Source organism: Bradyrhizobium sp. 154, from assembly GCF_023073875.1.
Taxonomy (GTDB): Bacteria; Pseudomonadota; Alphaproteobacteria; order Rhizobiales; family Xanthobacteraceae; genus Bradyrhizobium.
Genome location: NZ_JADPKG010000030.1, coordinates 121,155 through 139,020 on the forward strand (window position 1 = coordinate 121,155; position 17,866 = coordinate 139,020).

Annotated in this window: 13 protein-coding genes and 2 pseudogenes; 6 read left to right on the forward strand and 9 right to left on the reverse strand. The window is 63.2% G+C overall.

All coding sequences use genetic code 11. From position 1 onward, the window contains the following. Nucleotides 1-149: 149 nt before the first annotated feature. The 4 genes from IVA92_RS06170 to IVA92_RS06185 form a co-directional block, all read right to left on the reverse strand. Complete coding sequence (locus IVA92_RS06170; RefSeq protein ID WP_247281948.1) at nucleotides 150-3,017, reverse strand: PAS-domain containing protein; 2,868 nt, start codon at nucleotides 3,015-3,017, stop codon at nucleotides 150-152. 292 nt (nucleotides 3,018-3,309) lie between these two features. Next, nucleotides 3,310-4,185, reverse strand: coding sequence for an acyl-CoA acyltransferase (locus IVA92_RS06175; RefSeq protein ID WP_247281947.1), 876 nt, complete (start codon nucleotides 4,183-4,185; stop codon nucleotides 3,310-3,312). 41 nt (nucleotides 4,186-4,226) lie between these two features. Then, nucleotides 4,227-5,207: an amino acid--[acyl-carrier-protein] ligase gene (locus tag IVA92_RS06180; protein WP_247281946.1), complete on the reverse strand. Its 981-nt coding sequence runs from the start codon at nucleotides 5,205-5,207 to the stop codon at nucleotides 4,227-4,229. Nucleotides 5,208-5,280: 73 nt separating this feature from the next. Continuing rightward, the gene (locus IVA92_RS06185) at nucleotides 5,281-6,498 is read right to left on the reverse strand and encodes an acyl-CoA dehydrogenase family protein (protein ID WP_247281945.1); all 1,218 of its coding nucleotides are present in this window, start codon (nucleotides 6,496-6,498) and stop codon (nucleotides 5,281-5,283) included. Nucleotides 6,499-6,856: 358 nt separating this feature from the next. Here IVA92_RS06185 and IVA92_RS06190 point away from each other — a divergent pair, with 358 nt between their 5' ends. The 3 genes from IVA92_RS06190 (at nucleotide 6,857) to mtnA (ending at nucleotide 9,384) form a co-directional block, all read left to right on the forward strand. Then, entirely contained in the window at nucleotides 6,857-7,129 is a 273-nt protein-coding gene (locus IVA92_RS06190) for a phosphopantetheine-binding protein (protein ID WP_247281944.1), read from the forward strand. Between the two features lie 254 nt (nucleotides 7,130-7,383). Continuing rightward, entirely contained in the window at nucleotides 7,384-8,259 is an 876-nt protein-coding gene (locus IVA92_RS06195; protein ID WP_247281943.1) for an S-methyl-5'-thioadenosine phosphorylase, read from the forward strand. A gap of 18 nt (nucleotides 8,260-8,277) precedes the next feature. Further along, a complete protein-coding gene (mtnA, locus tag IVA92_RS06200) occupies nucleotides 8,278-9,384 on the forward strand; it encodes an S-methyl-5-thioribose-1-phosphate isomerase (RefSeq protein ID WP_247281942.1) in 1,107 nt (368 codons plus the stop codon). A 6-nt stretch (nucleotides 9,385-9,390) separates the two neighbouring features. On the opposite strand, the gene IVA92_RS06205 is transcribed toward mtnA, so the two are convergent. Next, entirely contained in the window at nucleotides 9,391-10,026 is a 636-nt protein-coding gene (locus IVA92_RS06205) for an HAD-IA family hydrolase (RefSeq protein WP_247281941.1), read from the reverse strand. A gap of 122 nt (nucleotides 10,027-10,148) precedes the next feature. Here IVA92_RS06205 and IVA92_RS06210 point away from each other — a divergent pair, with 122 nt between their 5' ends. Beyond that, a complete protein-coding gene (locus tag IVA92_RS06210) occupies nucleotides 10,149-10,907 on the forward strand; it encodes a trypsin-like serine protease (protein WP_247281940.1) in 759 nt (252 codons plus the stop codon). A gap of 125 nt (nucleotides 10,908-11,032) precedes the next feature. Further along, nucleotides 11,033-12,535 (forward strand): NAD(P)/FAD-dependent oxidoreductase, encoded by a 1,503-nt coding sequence (locus IVA92_RS06215; RefSeq protein WP_247281939.1) that lies wholly within the window; start codon nucleotides 11,033-11,035, stop codon nucleotides 12,533-12,535. A gap of 278 nt (nucleotides 12,536-12,813) precedes the next feature. Here IVA92_RS06215 and IVA92_RS06220 read toward each other — a convergent pair whose 3' ends face one another. The 3 genes and pseudogenes from IVA92_RS06220 to IVA92_RS06230 form a co-directional block, all read right to left on the reverse strand. After that, complete coding sequence (locus IVA92_RS06220) at nucleotides 12,814-13,635, reverse strand: MlaD family protein (RefSeq protein WP_247281938.1); 822 nt, start codon at nucleotides 13,633-13,635, stop codon at nucleotides 12,814-12,816. Between the two features lie 164 nt (nucleotides 13,636-13,799). Continuing rightward, nucleotides 13,800-16,019: an acetate--CoA ligase family protein gene (locus tag IVA92_RS06225; protein ID WP_247281937.1), complete on the reverse strand. Its 2,220-nt coding sequence runs from the start codon at nucleotides 16,017-16,019 to the stop codon at nucleotides 13,800-13,802. Between the two features lie 171 nt (nucleotides 16,020-16,190). After that, nucleotides 16,191-16,424: pseudogene (locus tag IVA92_RS06230) on the reverse strand (sortase); the annotation flags it as partial. Between the two features lie 15 nt (nucleotides 16,425-16,439). Between IVA92_RS06230 and IVA92_RS06235 the strand changes: the two are divergent. Continuing rightward, nucleotides 16,440-16,547: pseudogene (locus IVA92_RS06235) on the forward strand (transcriptional regulator); the annotation flags it as partial. Nucleotides 16,548-16,627: 80 nt separating this feature from the next. Here the strand turns inward: IVA92_RS06235 and IVA92_RS06240 are convergent. Further along, complete coding sequence (locus IVA92_RS06240) at nucleotides 16,628-17,851, reverse strand: ABC transporter substrate-binding protein (RefSeq protein ID WP_247281936.1); 1,224 nt, start codon at nucleotides 17,849-17,851, stop codon at nucleotides 16,628-16,630. Nucleotides 17,852-17,866: the final 15 nt, after the last annotated feature.

The following is a 17,866-nucleotide window of genomic DNA, read 5'->3' on the forward strand; positions in this document are numbered from 1 at the left end:
ACGATTGTTCCCGAAATCACGAGAGAAGAAAAGCGCCATTGCGTCTGTGCCAGGCAAGGAGCGAGACGGCACTTCCGCCGGAAACCATCCATGCGACAATTGGTCGTTCGGCGGCGTGCCGAGATACGGAATTTGAGCGGGCGAAGCCGCTACGCCACGCGCCGGATTGCGCTCAGCGTCTCGATGATGCCGCCGACTTCGGCCGCCGGGCACGGCTTGCCGAAATAATAGCCCTGCACGGCGGTGCAGCCGCATTCGCGCACGAAGTCGAGTTGCTCCGCGGTCTCCACCCCCTCCGCCGTGGTCTCGACCCCGAGCACGGAGCCGAGGCTGGCGATGGTGCGGACGATGGCGACGCTTTCGGGGCTCTCGCCGAGGGTGCCGACGAAAGAGCGGTCGATCTTGATGCGATCGAACGGAAATTTGCGCAAATAGCTCAGCGAGGAATAGCCGACGCCAAAATCGTCGAGGCTGACCCGCACGCCGAGTGCGCGGAGCTGGTGCAGGATCTCTATCGTCGCCTCGCTGTCGTCGAGCAGCGCCGTCTCGGTGACCTCGAGCTCGAGGCGTTGTGGCGACAGGCCGGCTTCCGCAAGTGCGCTCGTGACCATCGTCACCAAGCCGCGCGAGCGGAACTGCACCGGCGACAGGTTTACCGCGATGGTGACCTCGGGCCAGGATACAGCGGACGCACAGGCGGTTCGCAGCACCCTTTCGCCGATCGGGACGATCAGCCCGGTCTCTTCCGCGATCGGAATGAATTCGGCCGGCGAGACGAAGCCGCGCGAGGGATGCTTCCAGCGCAACAGCGCTTCGAAGCCGGTCAGCTCGGAATTGTCGAGCCGCACTTGCGGCTGGAACACGAGATGGAATTCACGTGCTTCCAACGCGCCGCGCAGATCGTGCTCCAGCGCATGCCGGCTGCGCGCCTCTTCCTCCATCTCGGGCTCGAACAGCTGATAGGCGCCGCGGCCCTTGGCCTTAGCCTGGTAAAGGGCGAGGTCGGCGCATTTCATTAGCTCGTCGGCATCGAGCCCGTGGTCGGGCGCGACCGCGATACCGACGGAGACGCCGATATGGACCGACTGGTTTTCCAGCGGCGGGGGGTGGCCGATGATCTCGACCAGGCGACGGGCGAGCTTTTCAGCCGATTGCGGCTGCGGTCCGCGTTGGAGCACGGCGAATTCGTCGCCGCCGAGCCGCGCGACGGTATCATGCTCGCCGACATTCTCCTTCAGCCGCGCCGCAACCCAGCGCAGCAGGCGGTCGCCTGCCGCGTGGCCGAGGCGGTCGTTGACGGTCTTGAAATTATCGAGGTCGAAACACAGCACCGCCATCGCGCCGCCGGCGATCGCGACCTGGTTCAGCCCCTCGCTCATCTTCTCGCGGAACAGCGTGCGATTGGGCAGGTCTGTCAGCGAATCGTGGCGTGCCATGTGCGCGACGCGGGCCTGGGCCTTGTGGCGCTCGGTGACATCCTCATAGGTGACGACCCAGCCGCCAAGCTCCATCCGCTTGTGATTGAGCTTGATGATGCGGCCGTCGCTCAAATGGCGATGCAGCGTGTGCTCGCCCTCGCGCAGCCTCTCGACATAGTCGGCATAGAGCCGCGCGCCCGTGGTGTTCGGATGGATGCCGAGCTCGCAGCTGTGCTCCATGATCTCGCGCATCGAGACGCCCGGCTTCACGATCTCGGTCGAGAGGCCGTACATCTCGATATAGCGGCGGTTGCAGACGATGACGCGCAGGCTCGAATCGAGCATGCACAGGCCCTGGCTCATGTTGTTCAATGCGGCGTCGAAACGTCGATACTGCTCGCTCAGCTCCTCGATGGCGCGCTCGCGTTCGGTGATGTCCTCGTAGGTGGCGACGAAGCCGCCATCGGGCAGTGCACAATAGCGCACCGAGATCACGATCCCGTTGGACATGCGCCGTCGCATCGGCGAGGAATCGCGGTTCGCGATCCTCGCGCTGGCGGCTTCCAGGAGTTGTTGCGGGCTGTATTCGGAAGCGAACGCGCCGTTCGCCATCGACCGCTCGATCAGCTCGGAAAGATGCGTGCCGGGCCGTGTCTCCTCGGGCGACAGTCGGCAGATCGTGCGGTAGGTGGTGTTGCAGACGCGAAGCCGCATCTCGCTATCGTAGAAAGCGAGTCCGTGCGCCATGTTCTCCAGCGCCGCATCGAGGATGAAGTTCTGCTGCCTCAGCGTTTCCTCGTATTGCAGCCGCTCGGTGACGTCCTCGTGCACCGTCACCCAGCCGCCGTCGGGAAGGAAGCGGGAGACCGCCTGCACCATCCGCCCGTCATAGCGCATGACCAGCAGGGTTTTCGCTTTCCTGGCGCGCACGTCAGCCAGCCTGGTGTGATGGAACTCATCGGCCGACATGCCCGTCAGGTTGCCGCGCGACATCCAGTGCTCGATCACTGTGCTGTGCGAGATGCCCGGCTTCACGATTTCGGAGTCGAGGTTGTAAAGGTCAAGGAACCGGCCGTTGCAGACGACGACGCGGCTGTCGGCATCGTACATGATGAGGCCGTGCGACATGTTCGCGAGCGCGTGCTGGCTACGCTCCGTCTGCACGCGCAATTCCGCCTCGAGTCGGGCGAGACGACTGACGTCGTCGCAGATCGTCATCCAGCCGCCGCCGGGGAGAGGCTTCAGCTCGAGCGCCATGACGAGGCCGCTGGCAAGCCGCTGTTCGGTGCGGAATGGCTTGCCCCCTGCAATTTGCGCCAACCGCGCCGAGTAAAGTGCATCAATCTCGTCCTGCGGAAAGTTTCCGCGCGTCGCGCTGTGGGCAAGCACCTCGCGATAGCTCGTGCCCACCCGCACGATATCGGCCGACATGTCGAACAGCGTGAGGTAGCGCTGATTGACCAGCACGATCCGGTTGTGGGCATCGTAGACGCAGACGCCCTGCTCCATGTGGTCGAGCGCAAGCTGGCTGAGCGCGACCAGGGCCTCGGGGGCCTGTTCGCGGTGTGCACCATGCTCGTTCTCGCGGGTCGACATCATGAGAGTCGTGGATCTCGGCGGGCAATAGACTTAACGCGACGTAATTCAGCCGCCGAGGGTAGCGAAGAGGCCGGAAAATTCCCTTAAGGGCAGTAGTTTACGGAGAGTGACCGGCGGTGCAGAGATGCGTGTGCACGGAGTATCACTGTCATCCTGAGGTGCCGGAGCATAGCTGAGATCTGGAAGGGCGTCGGGCCGGCTGCATCGCGGCCGGTTCATCCTTCGAGGCGTGCCGCGCTGCACAGGGCGAGCACCTCCGGATGACGGGCCAAGGCGCAGCCTGCCGGCCTGCTCAAGGCCCGTACAGCACCAGTTCCGTGTCGGTGAGATCGGCGAGCTGCGGCCGGTGCGGGCCCTTGAAATATTTGCGGCCGCGCCGTTCGGTGTAGAGGCCGACGAGGCCGGGAAGCGGGCCGTTGGAATCGACGGCCACCGCAATCTTGCCGAGCCGCAGCAACAGCCGGCCGATCCGGCCGGCGCAAGTGGCATATTCGGCGGTGTTGCGGCAGTAGATCAGCTTCATCGCAGGCGGCGCAATGAAGCCGCGGCGGATGCGCACCGGTTGCAGGATGAAGGGGAACGTTCCCTCCGGTGTGCGGCAGACGAGGCTGAGGCAATTGTAGCGCGCATGTCGTGTCAGCAACTCGGTCTCGGGTTCGCCAAGCCCCTGGATCGCCTTGGCGTGCGGCGAGATCACCTCGATCGTGCTCCAGCGCGGGGGGCGCGCCAGCGCAGGCACCGAGAAGAATATCCCGCAGCAATAGGCGCGAAAGCCCTGCGTCTCGATGATCGGCCAGGTCCACGGCGCCGGGCTGATGTTGAGATAAGTGACGTCCTTGTGCCGCTGCGCGATCTTGGTCAGCAGCGGCGCGTAGTTGCGGTAGGCCGGATCGACATACCAGCTCGACAAATTGCACTGGATGGCGGTCTCTTCGCCGTGCTGGCGCGCCGTGTAGATCAATAGCAGTACGCCGACCGGTGTGCCGTCATCCTCGAGCATGTAGCCGAAGCGCGGATAGCCCTCCGGCACGGTCCGGAAAGCCTGCCGGCGCAGGCCTTGTATCCAATAGTCCCGCGAGCGGCCGATGAAGCCGCCCGTCAGCAGGTCCGCGATGGCTTCGACATCGGGCTCGGTGATTTCGCGGCATCGGACCTTGGTGTGGATCACGCTCGTCTTGCCCGTGGAAATGGTCAGCCTCGTGAGTTCCGTTAGCGCCAGCCTTCGCCGTGGGCCTCGGCCGCAACATGCGGCTGTAAGCCCAGGACGTCCCGCACCCTGGCTGGCCAGGAAGCGGTATCAGTGCCGTGGGTGTGAAACAGGGCGACCGCGAGCCGGTCCATGCCGAAGGCAACGCAGCCGGTGTGGGCCGGCTCGCCATTGGCATCCTGAATGCCCCAGGTCGTGCCGAAATGCTCGCGGTGATAGTTGAAGCTCATGCAGGCGGTCGGCTGCTGCTCCGAGCGCAGCGGGATCAGGAGCTCGAACTTCAGCTGCTGCTGCTTCTGGCTCACCGCCTTCATCTGGCCGACGCGGCCGAAGAAAGGATCGCTGGCGTAGTCGACGCGGAAGGTCAGGCCGAGGTCGCGGGCGATCGCCTGCGCGCGCACCATCCAGCGCTCGCGGAAGTCGGCGACGTCATCGGGGCTGCCGATACAGACATATTCGCGCATCCGGAACGATTGCAGGCGGTCGAGATGCTTTGACGGCTCGCGGCGGAAGCAATCGGCGGCGACGTCGAAGCGCAGACCGCCCTTCGGCAATTGGCCTCGGCTTGCTGCGATCGGGTAGACGGGATAGCAGGCGGCTGGCGACAGCACGAGGTCGGCCGGCGAGAGCGATGAGGTCCAGTCGCCACCGGCATCAAAGCGGCTCACCGCAGCGTTGATCTCGCGTTCGGTGCCGTGCAGCCCGCAGACGCAGCCGAGCAGGTTCGGAAAGCTCTTGAGGTAGCCGGATTTCTCCAGCTGAGCCCGGCTCATCACCGGCGGAAAGCGCATCACCTCGGTTCCGGCCTCGCGATGGCCAGTGATCAGCGTGGCGAGCTTCTCGACGATGCCCTCGTAGAGCGCGGTGCGGGCGTAGACCCCGTCCGAGCCCATGCGGTGGAATAGCTTGTCGATGAGATGATCGAGCGGATCGATGATCTCTGGTGCGGTCGCGGGCGAATTGGGGAGGACGGCAATGTTCATGGAGTTGATGTCCTGCTATCTCAAATTGTTCTTGTTGGTTCAGTCGCCAAGGCTAGTCGGTCATGAAGGCACGTCAGTCACGAAGGCTCAATGGAACGCCGCTCATCAGCGTCGATGTCGCGGCGTTGGCGAGAATACGGTCATTGTTGATCATGATCGGCGACGACAGAACGTCGCGCAGGTGGCGGCCCATGGTGAACTCACCGTCGTTGCGGTAGCCGGAAAGGCCCGCTGTGCGCATCGCATGCATCACAGTCTCGACCGCGAGCTCGGAGGCCTGCACCTTTAAAAGCGTGATCGAGGATTGGAAGTCGAGCGAGCTCAGCGCGCGCTCGTCATGCTCGGCGCCGGCGAAGGCGTCGATGTTGGCAGCGATCAGCGCGCGCAGCTTTGCGAGTGACATCTTCGCGGCGGTGAAATGCGCCGCGGCCGGCGGCATTTGTCCGCCGGAGCTGCGGGCCGCTTTGCGAATGAAGGCCTGCGCACGGGTCACCGCGGCGGCGGCAATGCCGGCCCAAGCGGACGACCAGCATAGATGCGCGAATGGCGTCATGGTCTGGGCGTGGATCTTGTCATAGGATTCCGGGAAAACGCGGTCGGCGGGGCAATCCACCTTCAGCTCGAAACCGGTCGAGCAGGTGCCGCGCATGCCGAGCGTTTCCCAACCCAGCGTGCGCTTCAGCGAATAATCGTCCTTGGCGAGTGCCAGCAGCACTTGGTCGGAAGCGGCAGCGTCAGTGGCGCGGCGGGCGATGGTGACGAGACCGTCGGCTTCGGCGCCGTAGGAGATCACGGTGGCGTCGCGTACTAGCGACACGATGTCGCCGGCGTGATCGACGGCGGCGGCGCTGGCGCGGATGTTGCCGCCGTTCTGTCCCTCGGTGGTGGAAGAGGCGAGCAGCCACTGGTCGCGCGCGACCCGGCGCATCATGGTTTCCATCCAGGGGATGCCGTGGCCGTGCCTGACGACGCAGGCAACCTTGGTCTGGTGCATCGCGTAGATCATCGCGGTGGAAGCGCAGGCGCGTCCGAGCGTATAGCAGATGTCGGTGACATCGTAGATTGAGGCGCCAAAGCCGCCGAATTCGACCGGGATCATGACGCCAAGCAGTTTCTGCTCGCGCGCAACCTCGAAAGCCTTGTGGGGGAAGCGGGCGTCGCGATCGACCCCGTCTGCGTCGGCCGCTGCGGCAGCGGCTGTCCGGGCGGCACGCTCGATCAGGGAGGGGCCCTGCTCGAGAAAGCTCGTCTGCGTTTCGTCGACAGTGAGGACTGCTTCACGCACGTTCATGCTCGTCCGCCTCCGGTTCGCCGTTCGAGATCGCCGCCATCATTCGCGATGCCGCCGGCGATCCTCCGACCATCTTTGCTTGTGAGACGAGGCTACGGATTTAATTCAAATTCGTCGATGAAATAGAGGGTAAACAAAGCCCAATTCCGAACGAACAGTTAAGGTCAGGTTGTTGGAGGGGGCCGAAATTCAGCGGACCCGTTAGGATTCTGGAAGAGCCCTCCAAATTTTAGTCAATCTGAGTCATCGTTTACTAAGAAGGACGAAGTAATCCTCGCGCCCATTGCGGGATCGACTGGCCGTGCCCATCGTAGCCGGCAGTCCGGTCCGCCTCCGATAGACAGATGGGAATTTGCCGATGCAGGCTTTCAATACCGACATGCGCAATCGCATCATCAAGCTGGTGAAGGGCATCATCGAACAGAACTCGCTCACGGCGGACATCACGCCATCGGCGAAGCTCGTCGATGTCGGCCTGACCTCGATGGACATGGTCAATCTGATGCTCGGCGTCGAGGCCGAGTTCGACTTCACCATCCCGCAAGCCGAAATCACGCCGGAGAATTTCCAGACCGTCGAGACGCTGGAGCGGATGATCGCAGCTCAGCTGCAGCCGGCGAACGCAGCTTAGTTGAACCACTGCGGTCGTTCTGGCGAAAGCCAAGACCCATTTCCCAGGGAGCAGTTTTGCGGAGACCGGTCGTTCGGGACAAAGACCGTTCGCAACCGATAGACGTCGCAGTATGGGTCCTGCTTTCGCCAAGGCGACACCGATGGCGTGGCGATAGCGCCCGTTTCCTGACCACACCACCACCCCGTTCCAAATCTGGCGCAAAACTGGCATAGCTTGACCATGTCGCACGTGGCGGATGGGATGGAGCAGGCATGACGCAGGCGGTATTGGGCATCATCGGCGGTTCCGGCATCTATGATCTGCCGGGCCTAGAGGGTGCGCACGAAGAGGAGATCAAGAGCCCCTGGGGCGAGCCGTCAGCGCCCCTGCGCCGCGGCTCCATCGCCGGCTTGCCGATCGTGTTCCTTCCGCGGCACGACAAGGGACACCGACTGTCGCCCTCCGACATCAACTACCGCGCCAATATCGACGTCCTGAAGCGCGCAGGTGTCACCGACCTGATCTCGCTGTCGGCCTGCGGCTCCTTCAGGGAGGAACTTCCGCCCGGCACCTTCGTGCTGGTCGATCAGTTCGTCGACCGCACCCACAAGCGCGAGAGCTCGTTCTTCGGCCGCGGCTGCGTCGCCCATGTCTCGATGGCCCATCCGGTCTCGCCACGGCTGCGAATCCATCTTGCCGCAGCGGCCGAAGCCGAGGGGATCGCAATCGCGCGTAGCGGCACCTATGTCTGCATGGAGGGGCCGCAATTCTCCACTTATGCGGAGAGCATGACTTACAAGACGCTGGGCTATTCCGTGATCGGCATGACCAACATGCCCGAGGCCAAGCTCGCGCGGGAAGCCGAAATTTGCTATGCCACCGTTGCGATGGTGACGGATTTCGACTGCTGGCATCCCGACCACGATGCCGTGACCGTGCAGGACATCATCCGTGTGCTGAATTCGAACGCCGACAAGGCGAAGGCGCTGGTCGCGCGGCTGGCAAGGGATTTTCCGCGCGAACATGAGCCGTGCCCGATCGGCTCGGATCGCGCGCTCGACACCGCCCTGATCACGGCGCACGAGGCCCGGGATCCCGAGCTTTTGAAGAAACTCGATGCGGTGGCGGGGCGCATCCTGCGCGGTTGAGACGAAAGGCAGAATGCCATGAAGGTCGACGGCAAGCATTTTCGCAGCATCTGGCGCCAGCGCGACGGCTGGTCGGTCGGCGCGATCGACCAGCGCAGGTTGCCCCACGAGTTTGTTGTTGCGGAGCTGACGTCATGCGAGGAGGCGGCGGTCGCCATCCGCGACATGCTGGTGCGCGGCGCGCCGCTGATCGGCGCCACCGCCGCTTACGGCATCGCGCTCGCGATGCGCGAGGACGCCTCCGACGCCGGCCTGAAGCGTGCCTATGACACGCTCGTCGTGGCGCGGCCGACCGCGATCAATCTGAAATGGGCGCTGGACGAGATGCGCGCGAGGCTCGCACCGATCGATCCGGTTGAACGGGCGGAGGCGGCCTACGCGCGCGCCGACGAGATCGTCGAGCAGGACGTCGAAATCAACCGCGGCATTGCCGGCAACGGCCTGAAGCTGATCGAGGCGATCGCGGCGAAGAAGCCGGGCGATACGGTCAACGTTCTCACTCATTGCAACGCCGGCTGGCTTGCGACGGTCGACTGGGGCACCGCGACGGCGCCGATCTATCTTGCGCATGAGCGCGGCATCAAGATCCATGTCTGGGTCGACGAGACCCGCCCGCGCAATCAGGGCGCCTCGCTCACGGCTTGGGAGCTCGGCCATCACGGCGTGCCGCACACGGTGATCCCGGACAATACCGGTGGCCATCTGATGCAGCACAGCATGGTCGACCTCGCCATCGTCGGCACCGACCGCGTCGCTGCCAATGGCGACGTCTGCAACAAGATCGGCACCTATCTGAAGGCGCTCGCCGCGCACGACAACGGTGTGCCGTTCTACGTGGCGCTGCCGTCGCCGACGATCGATTTCGCCGTCCATGACGGCATCCGTGACATCCCGATCGAGCAGCGCAGTGGCTCTGAGGTCACCGACATGACCGGCCGCACCGCGGATGGGAGACTGGAGACGGTGCGCATCGTGCCGGAGGGCTCCCCGGTCGCGAATTATGCATTCGATGTGACACCGGCGCGGCTCGTGACCGGCCTCATCACCGAGCGCGGCGTGCTGAAGCCCGACCGCGCCTCGCTCGCGGCCGCGTTTCCGGAGCGGATCGCCTCCGCTGCAGAATAGGTTGGACTAGCAGAGCTTCAACCCCGTCGCGACCTCGAGCTCGGCGATGGCCTGGGCCCCGCTGGTGACCTTGATCGTGGTCATGCCCATCTCGCGAGCCGGCTTGAGATTGACGCCGAGATCGTCGAGATAAACGCAATTGTTGGGATCAACCTTCAGCGTCTCGACCATCAGCCGGTAGATGCGTGGATCGGGTTTGCGCAGGCCGATTTTGGCGGACTCGATGACGTGATCGAACAGTGCCATCACCTCGGCAATGTAGAGCGTGCGTCCCGTCAGGCTGCCGATGGCGTTGGCCGGCAGGTTGTTGGTGATGCAGCCGGTCTTGAATTGCGCCTTGATGCGCTTCAGCGCCTCGACCATCTCGGGACGCAGATCGCCCTGGAGCAGCGGCAGCACGTCGCGCCCGCGCACTTCTGCGCCAAGCGCTCGTGATTCCTCGGCGAACAAAAGATCGAACGTGTCGATATCCACCTCGGCGCGTTCAAACTTGGCCCAGGCATTTTCCAGATGGTTGGCGGCGTTGGTGCGCCGTATGATGTCGATGGGCAGGCCACGCTCGGTCTCGAACCGGGCGAACGCCTCGAACGGTGAGCTCGTCAACACGCCGCCAAAATCAAAGATCACAGCCTCGATCGTCAAGGTCCCGTCCTCGTCAATTCAGTGCCAGGATGGCTGACAAGACGGCTAGCACGCGCTATCGGCAAGGGCCAGCCTGAAGCAAACTCCGCCCCTTGACCGAAGGGCCTGCCAGACGTGTTCCCATGAAGACAATTGCGACATTCATCACCGCCATTCTGCTGCTCGCCACGCCTGCTCGCGCCATCGTCGGCGGCGGCACGCCGCAAGCGGAGGGTGTCGCGCGCGCCATCGTCACCATCGTTGGCTCGCGCGGCAATTTTTGCACCGGCAGCCTGATTGCACCGAAGCTGGTGCTGACGGTCGCTCACTGCGTGCAGCCCGGCGCGGACTACAAGATTGTCGATCGCGGCGGCGACGGCCAGCCGCAATTGCTGAACGTCCGTTCTGTCGCGATCCATCCGAATTTCAACATGCAGGCGATGCAGGCGCATCGGGCGACCGCCGACGTGGCACTGCTGCAACTGGAAATTCCACTGAAGGGAAAATCGACGGTGCCGGTCGGTGCACCGGATATTCCAATCCGCGTCGGCAGCCGCTTTACCATCGCCGGCGTCGGCGTCACAGTTCGCGGTGATGGCAAGAGCGGTGGCATTACGCGTGTGGCTGCGCTGGTCGCCACCGGCCAGCCCGGCACGCTGCAGATCCGGCTAGTTGATCCCCTAACCAACGGTGTTCGTGACGGAATCGGCGCTTGTACCGGCGATTCCGGCGGACCGGTGTTCGAGGACAAGCCGAACGGTGCCGTGCTCGTTGGCGTCGTCAGTTGGTCGACCGGGCCGAACGGCGCCGCAGGTTGCGGCGGGTTGACCGGGGTCACTCCGCTCACGCTCTACCGGGATTGGATCTTGCAGACCGCACGGAGCTGGGGTGCGGCACTGTGATTTGACCGCGACCGGATCTATGTCATGTTGAAACGGAAGCGCGATGGGCGACACTGCCTGTCGCGGAGGAAACGCGCCGTCCAGTCAAGGCCGGCCACGAAAAACGAGCAAGGCAACAAGCAACAATGAATGTCGCTGTTCGCGGTCACACCGCTACCAAGCAAGCTTCCGAACATTTCGACGTGCTGATCGTCGGCGCCGGCATCTCCGGCATCGGCAGCGCCTATCATCTCACCAAGCAGCTTCCGGGCACGAGCTTCGTCATTCTGGAGACGCAGGCGAGCTTCGGCGGCACATGGATCACACATCGTTATCCCGGTATCCGTTCGGACAGCGATCTCCACACCTTCGGCTATCGCTTCAAGCCCTGGGTCGGACCGCCGATCGCGACCGCCGAAGAGATCCTCGCCTACATGAACGAGGTGATCGAAGAGAACGATCTCGCGAAGCACATTCGCTACAAGCACAAGATCAATTCCGCGAGCTGGTCGAGTGAGCAAAGTCTCTGGACCATCGAGGCGGTAGCGACCGACACCGGCGAGCCGAAGACCTTCACCGCAAACTTCCTCTGGATGTGCCAGGGCTATTACCGGCATTCGGAGGGTTACACGCCAGAATGGAAGGGGATGGACCGGTTCAAGGGCCGCATCGTCCATCCGCAGACATGGCCCGACGACGTCGATCTCACGGGCAAGAAGGTGATCGTGATCGGCTCCGGCGCGACCGCGGCAACACTTGTTCCGAACATCGCGGACAAGTGCGCGCATGTCACGATGCTGCAGCGCTCGCCGACCTATTTCCGGCTCGGTCGCAACGCCATCGAAATCGCGGAGGAGCTGCGCAGGCTTCAAGTCGACGAGGAATGGATTCATGAGATCGTCCGGCGCAAGATTCTGTTCGAGCAGGATGCATTCACCAAGCTTTGCGTCTCCAAGCCGGAGCAGGTGAAGAAGGAGCTGATCGGTCAAATCAGCGCGGTCCTCGGCCCCGACTACGACGTCGAGACCCATTTCACGCCAAAGTACCGGCCGTGGCGGCAGCGCATCGCCTTCGTGCCGGATGCCGATCTGTTCAAGGGGATTGCCAGCGGCAAGGCCTCGGTCGTTACCGACGAGATCGAGTGCTTCGCCGAGAACGGCATCCAGCTCAAATCCGGCAAGCTGCTCGAAGCCGACGTCATCGTCACCGCGACCGGCTTCAACCTGGCCGCCCTGGGCGACATCGCCTTCGAGATCGACGGCAAGCCGCTCGCCTTCGGCGACACCGTCACCTATCGCGGCATGATGTTCACGGGTGTGCCGAACATGGTCTGGGTGTTCGGCTATTTCCGCGCGAGCTGGACGCTGCGCGTCGACCTTGTCGCCGATTTCGTCTGTCGGCTGCTCAGCCATATGAAGGGCAAAGGCGCAAAGAAGGTCGAGGTGAGATTGCGCCCCGAAGACCACAACATGCCGATCCTGCCCTGGATCGATCCGGAAAACTTCAACCCCGGATACATGATACGCAATATGGACCTGTTGCCGAAGCGCGGCGACAAGCCAGAATGGCAGCACAGTCAGGACTACTGGACCGAGAAGGACGAGATTCCGAAGACGGACCTGGACGATGCGGCGTTTGTGTATGGGTGAGGGGATTGCGGGAGCAGCGGCACGCCACGATTGTAAAGCCGTATAGGGCGCGCCGAGCATCGGCCGTCACAGGCGCACGTCACACGATCGGCCGTGAATGTAAGCGGCCTTCCATCGGGCGGTGCCGCGGCTAAGTGGAAGGGCCTTGGCCTGGCGGCCAACGAGCGAGCCAGTTGCTCGCGTCGGAGTGTCACGGCAACTCGCCGGGCATTCTGGCCAAGATTAGTCTTGGTCGCAGCAGTCGCGGTGACCTTCCTTCAGCAAGGATAACGAAGAGGTCACCGCTTCTGCTGCTCAGGCCTTCGCGGCGGCCGCGGCGCCATGGGCGTTCCCGCCATCTTGTTGGCGGTCTCGCTGACGTCGAGCAGCGAACGGCGGATGTCCTCGAGGTAGCTTGCCGATTTCTTCTTCATGGTGTCGGCGAGCTCGTGCAATCCCTGTATCTTCTCGAACAGCTCGTCGGCCTTGCCGTCGACGAAGCCGGGCACCACGCCCTCGATCTTCGTGACGGCCTTGTCGAAGTCCGCGAAGGCGCTGTCGACCTTCGCCATGACGGAGTCGACTTCGCCGCCCTTGCTCCTGAGATCGGCGGTGTAGTTCTCGAATGTGCGCAGGCCCTCCTTGATCGCAGGGGCGTTGCTCACGATCGTACGGTCGACGCTGTGCAGGGCATCGACGATGGACTCGGCATCGCTGAGATCGGCGGTCAGTATGGGAACGCCGTCCAAGTCCAGCGGCACCGGCGGCGCGGAGGGGGCACCCCCGATCAGCGAGATCGCGGCGACGCCCGTGAGACCCTGGAACTCGATGCCTGCGACGGTGTCCTTGCGGATCGGTGCGGTGTTGTCGAGCATCACGAGCGCCACGATCCTGCCGGGACTGTCCAGCTTGATCGACAAGATCTGGCCCGCAGGCACACCGTCGAAATTGACCGGCCCGCCGCGACGCAGTCCGCTGGCGGAGCCGCCTTCGAACACCACGCGCAACTGGCTGCGGCTTTGGATGGTGCGCCATTTCTGCACGCCGAGCAGGACGCCGAACGCCACGGCGATCGCCGCCAGCGTCGCCGTTCCGATCACGAGATTGCTCGCGCGTGCCATGCAGGGAGGATTTTACGGCCAAAGCGGAGAAGTTGGAAGCAGCCCGGATAGACTTTGGCCGCATGTTACGTAGGGCAGGTTAGCGAAGCGTAACCCGCCACGTCTCTCCCATGCAGGAGCGCAAATTCGGGGATTACGCTCCGCTAACCCGGCTCTACCTCATCTCAATGCCCGGCCGCGCGCTTTGCCGCAGCGTTGTTCAGGACGATGAGGGCGTCGACGGCCACGCCCGTCTTGGTGTTGATCAGGAACGGGTTGATGTCGATCGAGGCGATCCGGTCGCCGGCGTCTGCGATCAGGCTGGACAGGCCGACGAGCGCCTTCACTGCGGAGGTCTCGTGCAGCGTCGGCCTGCCACGATAGCCGCGCATCTTGACTCCGGCCTTGGTGCGACCGATCAGAAGCCGCGCCTCGGCCTCGTCCAGCGGCGCGCCGGCGAGTGCGACGTCCTTCATCAGCTCAATGTCGATGCCGCCGGTGCCGAACAGCACGACCGGCCCCATCTCGGCATCGAGCGAGGCGCCGACAACGAGCTCGAGCTCGGCCCTGACCTGCTGCGCGATCAGGATGCCGTCGAGCTTGGGCTTGCCCTTCAGCTTCTTCACCCGAGCCGTGATGTCGGCGAACGCCTTCTTCACCTCGGCGGCACTGTTGAGGTTCAGCACCACGCCACCGATGTCGGACTTGTGCAGGATCTCGGCGCTAACGACTTTAGCGACAACCGGGAAACCGATCTGCTTGGCGATCTTCACAGCTTCCGCCGCCGTCTGCGCAATTGCCTCCTTCGAGATCGGGATGCCGTATGCTTTCAGGAGCTTCTTGGAGGCAACCTCGTCGAGCGCGGCGCCGCTCGCCGACTTCAGCGTCTTCTCGAGCACGGCACGTGCGCCCGGCTTCGAGCGTGAGACGATGTCCGGAACTTCCTTGCGCAGCTTTGCGTAATCGAGCAGCGACTTGATCGCGGTCACCGCGCGGTCCATGCCCTGCATCACCGCCAGATGCGGCAGCGATTTGCGCAGCGCCTTGGTGAACTCGGTGAAGCCGATCGACATCGCGCTGATATAGATCACGGGCTTTGCGGCCCTGCTCGCCATCTCATTGACGATGCGAAGATTGCGCTCGCGCAGCTCGTGCGGCGCCTTCGGCAGCTCAGCGTCGATGATGACGACGTCGATATCGGGATCGTCGATCATCAGCTTGATCGACCTCATGTAGACGGAGGGATCGACCACGGCGGCAAACCCTGCATCGAGTGGATTGCCGACGATCGAGCCCGGGCCGAGCATCTTTGCCAGCTCCGAGCTGACATGGGGGCTCAGCGGCGCGAAATTCAAGCCCACGGCATAGAAAGCGTCGATCAGCATGCCGCGCTTGCCGCCGGACAAGGTGACCGCGGCGAGCCGGTCGCCTCTGGGTGCCACGGCGTGGACGAAGCACTCGGTGGTCTCGATCAGCTCGTCGAGCCCACCGACCCGAATCACGCCTTCGCGGGTTGCAATGGCATCGAATGTCTCGATCGACCCGGCGAGTGCACCGGTATGCGCCATCGCCGCAGCGCGGCCGCCCTCCGACGCGCCGAGCTTGAGCGCGATCACGGGCTTGCTCGCGGCGCGCGCCGCCTTGCACGCGTCGCGGAACGCCTTGGTATTGCGCACGCCTTCGAGATAGACGACGATCACCTTGATGCTCGGGTCCTCGGCGAAATAGCGCATCAGGTCCGGCGTCTCGAGCCCGGCCTCATTGCCGGTCGTCACCATGTAGCCGACGCCGACACCCCGGTCCTCCAGCGCCTGGCGGATCGCCATGACGATGGCGCCGGATTGTCCGGCGATCGCCACCGGCCCCTGCTCCATGGTGACGATACGATCGTCGATATTGGTGAAGAGCTTTTCGCCGGCACTCAAATTGCCGAGACAGTTCGGTCCCGTGACCGCAAGTCCCGTCTCGCGCACGGCTGCTTGCAATTCGGCGGCGAGCTTCTGACTGTCGTCGTCCTGCAACTCGCTGAAGCCCGAGGTGACGATGGTGGCCGAACGCGCGCCGGCCGCGGCGGCATCGCGGATCACCTGCACCGCAGAGCGCGCCGGCACCAGCACCAGGACGTGATCGGGCTGCTCGGGAAGACTGGCAAAGTCCTTGTAGCAAGGGACATCCCAGATGGTGTCGCGCCTGGCGTTGACCGGATAGAGCCCGCCCTCGTAGCCGTACTTGATCAGATTGTTCCAGATGCGCTCGGCATAGTTGCCGGGCTTGTCGGTCGCGCCCACCAGCACGATGTTGCGCGGGTGCAGCATGGCATGGATGCCCTTGACCACGTCGCCGGCGTCGGGTGGGGGAGACCATCGATGGAGAGAAACCGACGCAGCGGACACCTGAGCTTCCATGGCGTGACCTCACCTGTTCTTGTTTTTGGTGGCGCGTCACGCTTTTCTATGGCGAGTTCGCCGCAGTGGCAACCATCAGAAAGGTATGCCGTATGACGGAATGGCGATCCGTCGGTTGCTCCACGCATCGCGGGCCGGCACCTTAGCAGCATCTTCGAGCGGATTGAAAAGCTAGCAGTCGGGATCAATCAAGACGGCGTGCAGGATGTAGCGCTCCGGACCGGCCATGACGGCATCGAACGGCCAACATGTGATCAACACCAGTTCAAACCGCTCTGTCGCGGGATCGATGGCCGATGCATCGAAATGCACCACCGCAGATGAGTCGGCGCGATAGCGAAAGTGCCTGCCGTCGCGGCGGGTGATGTCGATCACGTCGTCAACGGCAACATTCCGCAAGAATCGCGCTCAAAAACCCCCGAGCCGTCTTTGGGAAGGATCGCGCCCGATGACGCCAATCAAGCTTTGTATCGAAAGCATCTGCGACGCACGGTGGAGGAGCGCTTCGCGCTCTTCCTGCCGGGGTAGCCACGCTTTGAATGCATTCGCGCCAAAGATAGCGGCCCTTTCGGCCGCTATCTTGCTTGGGCATGTCGAGCTGATGCGGATTAGCCGCCCGTTTCCGCGCTGATGATATCCCCGAACAGTTCCCACTGACCAGCCTTGAAGCGGATCATCTTGAGCTGCTCGATCGGCGCGAAATCGTTGGCGCCGGTGTTAACCTTGATACCGGGGATCAGCGTGTCCGGCGCAAAGCCCTTCAGGCTGGCAGCCTGCTTCATCACGTTCTCCCGGGTCAGCTCGTCCCCGCACTGCTTCAGCGTCTGGACCAGGGTCTGCGCGGCGGCGTAGCCGTAGACGAGATTGGTATCGGAGACGTTGGCGCCCGGCATGTACTTGTCGATGAAGGCCATGAACTTCTTTATGCCCTCGTCGTCCTTCCATTGCGGGTCGGACGCGTCCTTCAAATAGGTCGCAGACAGCACGCCTTCCGAAGCATCGAGGCCGGCGGGCTTCATCACCGCGCCGATCGAGATCGACACGTCGGTCATCAGATGCATCGGTTTCCATTCAAGCTCGGCGATCTTCTTGATCGCCTGCGCCGCGAATTTCGGCGTCGAGATATTGACGAGGACATTGGCGCCGGTGCCCTTCAGCTTGACGATGTGGGAATCGATCGACGGCTCGGTGGTCTCGTAGCTCTCCTCCGCCACGATCAGCGAAGAGGCTTTTTCGCCGAAGATCTCCTTGATGCCGGCGACGTAGTCTTTGCCGAAATCGTCATTGGCATAGAAGATCGCGACCTTGGCATCGGGCTTCGCCTGCAAGATGTACTTAGCGAAGATCCGTGCCTCGACCCGGTAGCTCGGCTGAAAGCCCATGGTCCAGGGAAAACCCTTCGGGTCGTTCCATTTGCTGGCGCCTGTTGCAAGGAAGAGCTGCGGCACCTTCTTGACGTTGTGATATTTCTGCACGGCCGTCTGGGTCGGGGTGCCCAGCGCGTTGAAGACCAGGAACACCTCATCGCTCTCGATCAGCTTGCGAACCTGTTCGACGGTCTTGGGCGGCGAGTAGCCGTCATCATAGGAGATCCAGTTGATCTTGCGGCCGTTGATGCCACCCTGGTCGTTGATCATCTTGAAATAGGCTTCCTCGGTTTTGCCGATGATGCCGTAGGCGGAAGCCGGACCGGAATAGGCTTCGACATTGCCGATCTTGATCTCGGTGTCGCTGGCACCGGTGTCGTATTTCTTTTGCGCGTAGGCACCTTGTACCGAGAGCAATGACAGTGCCGCTGCCGCGGCGAGCAGGGCGAGTTTCTTGTTTTTCATGGCAATTCCTTGGGG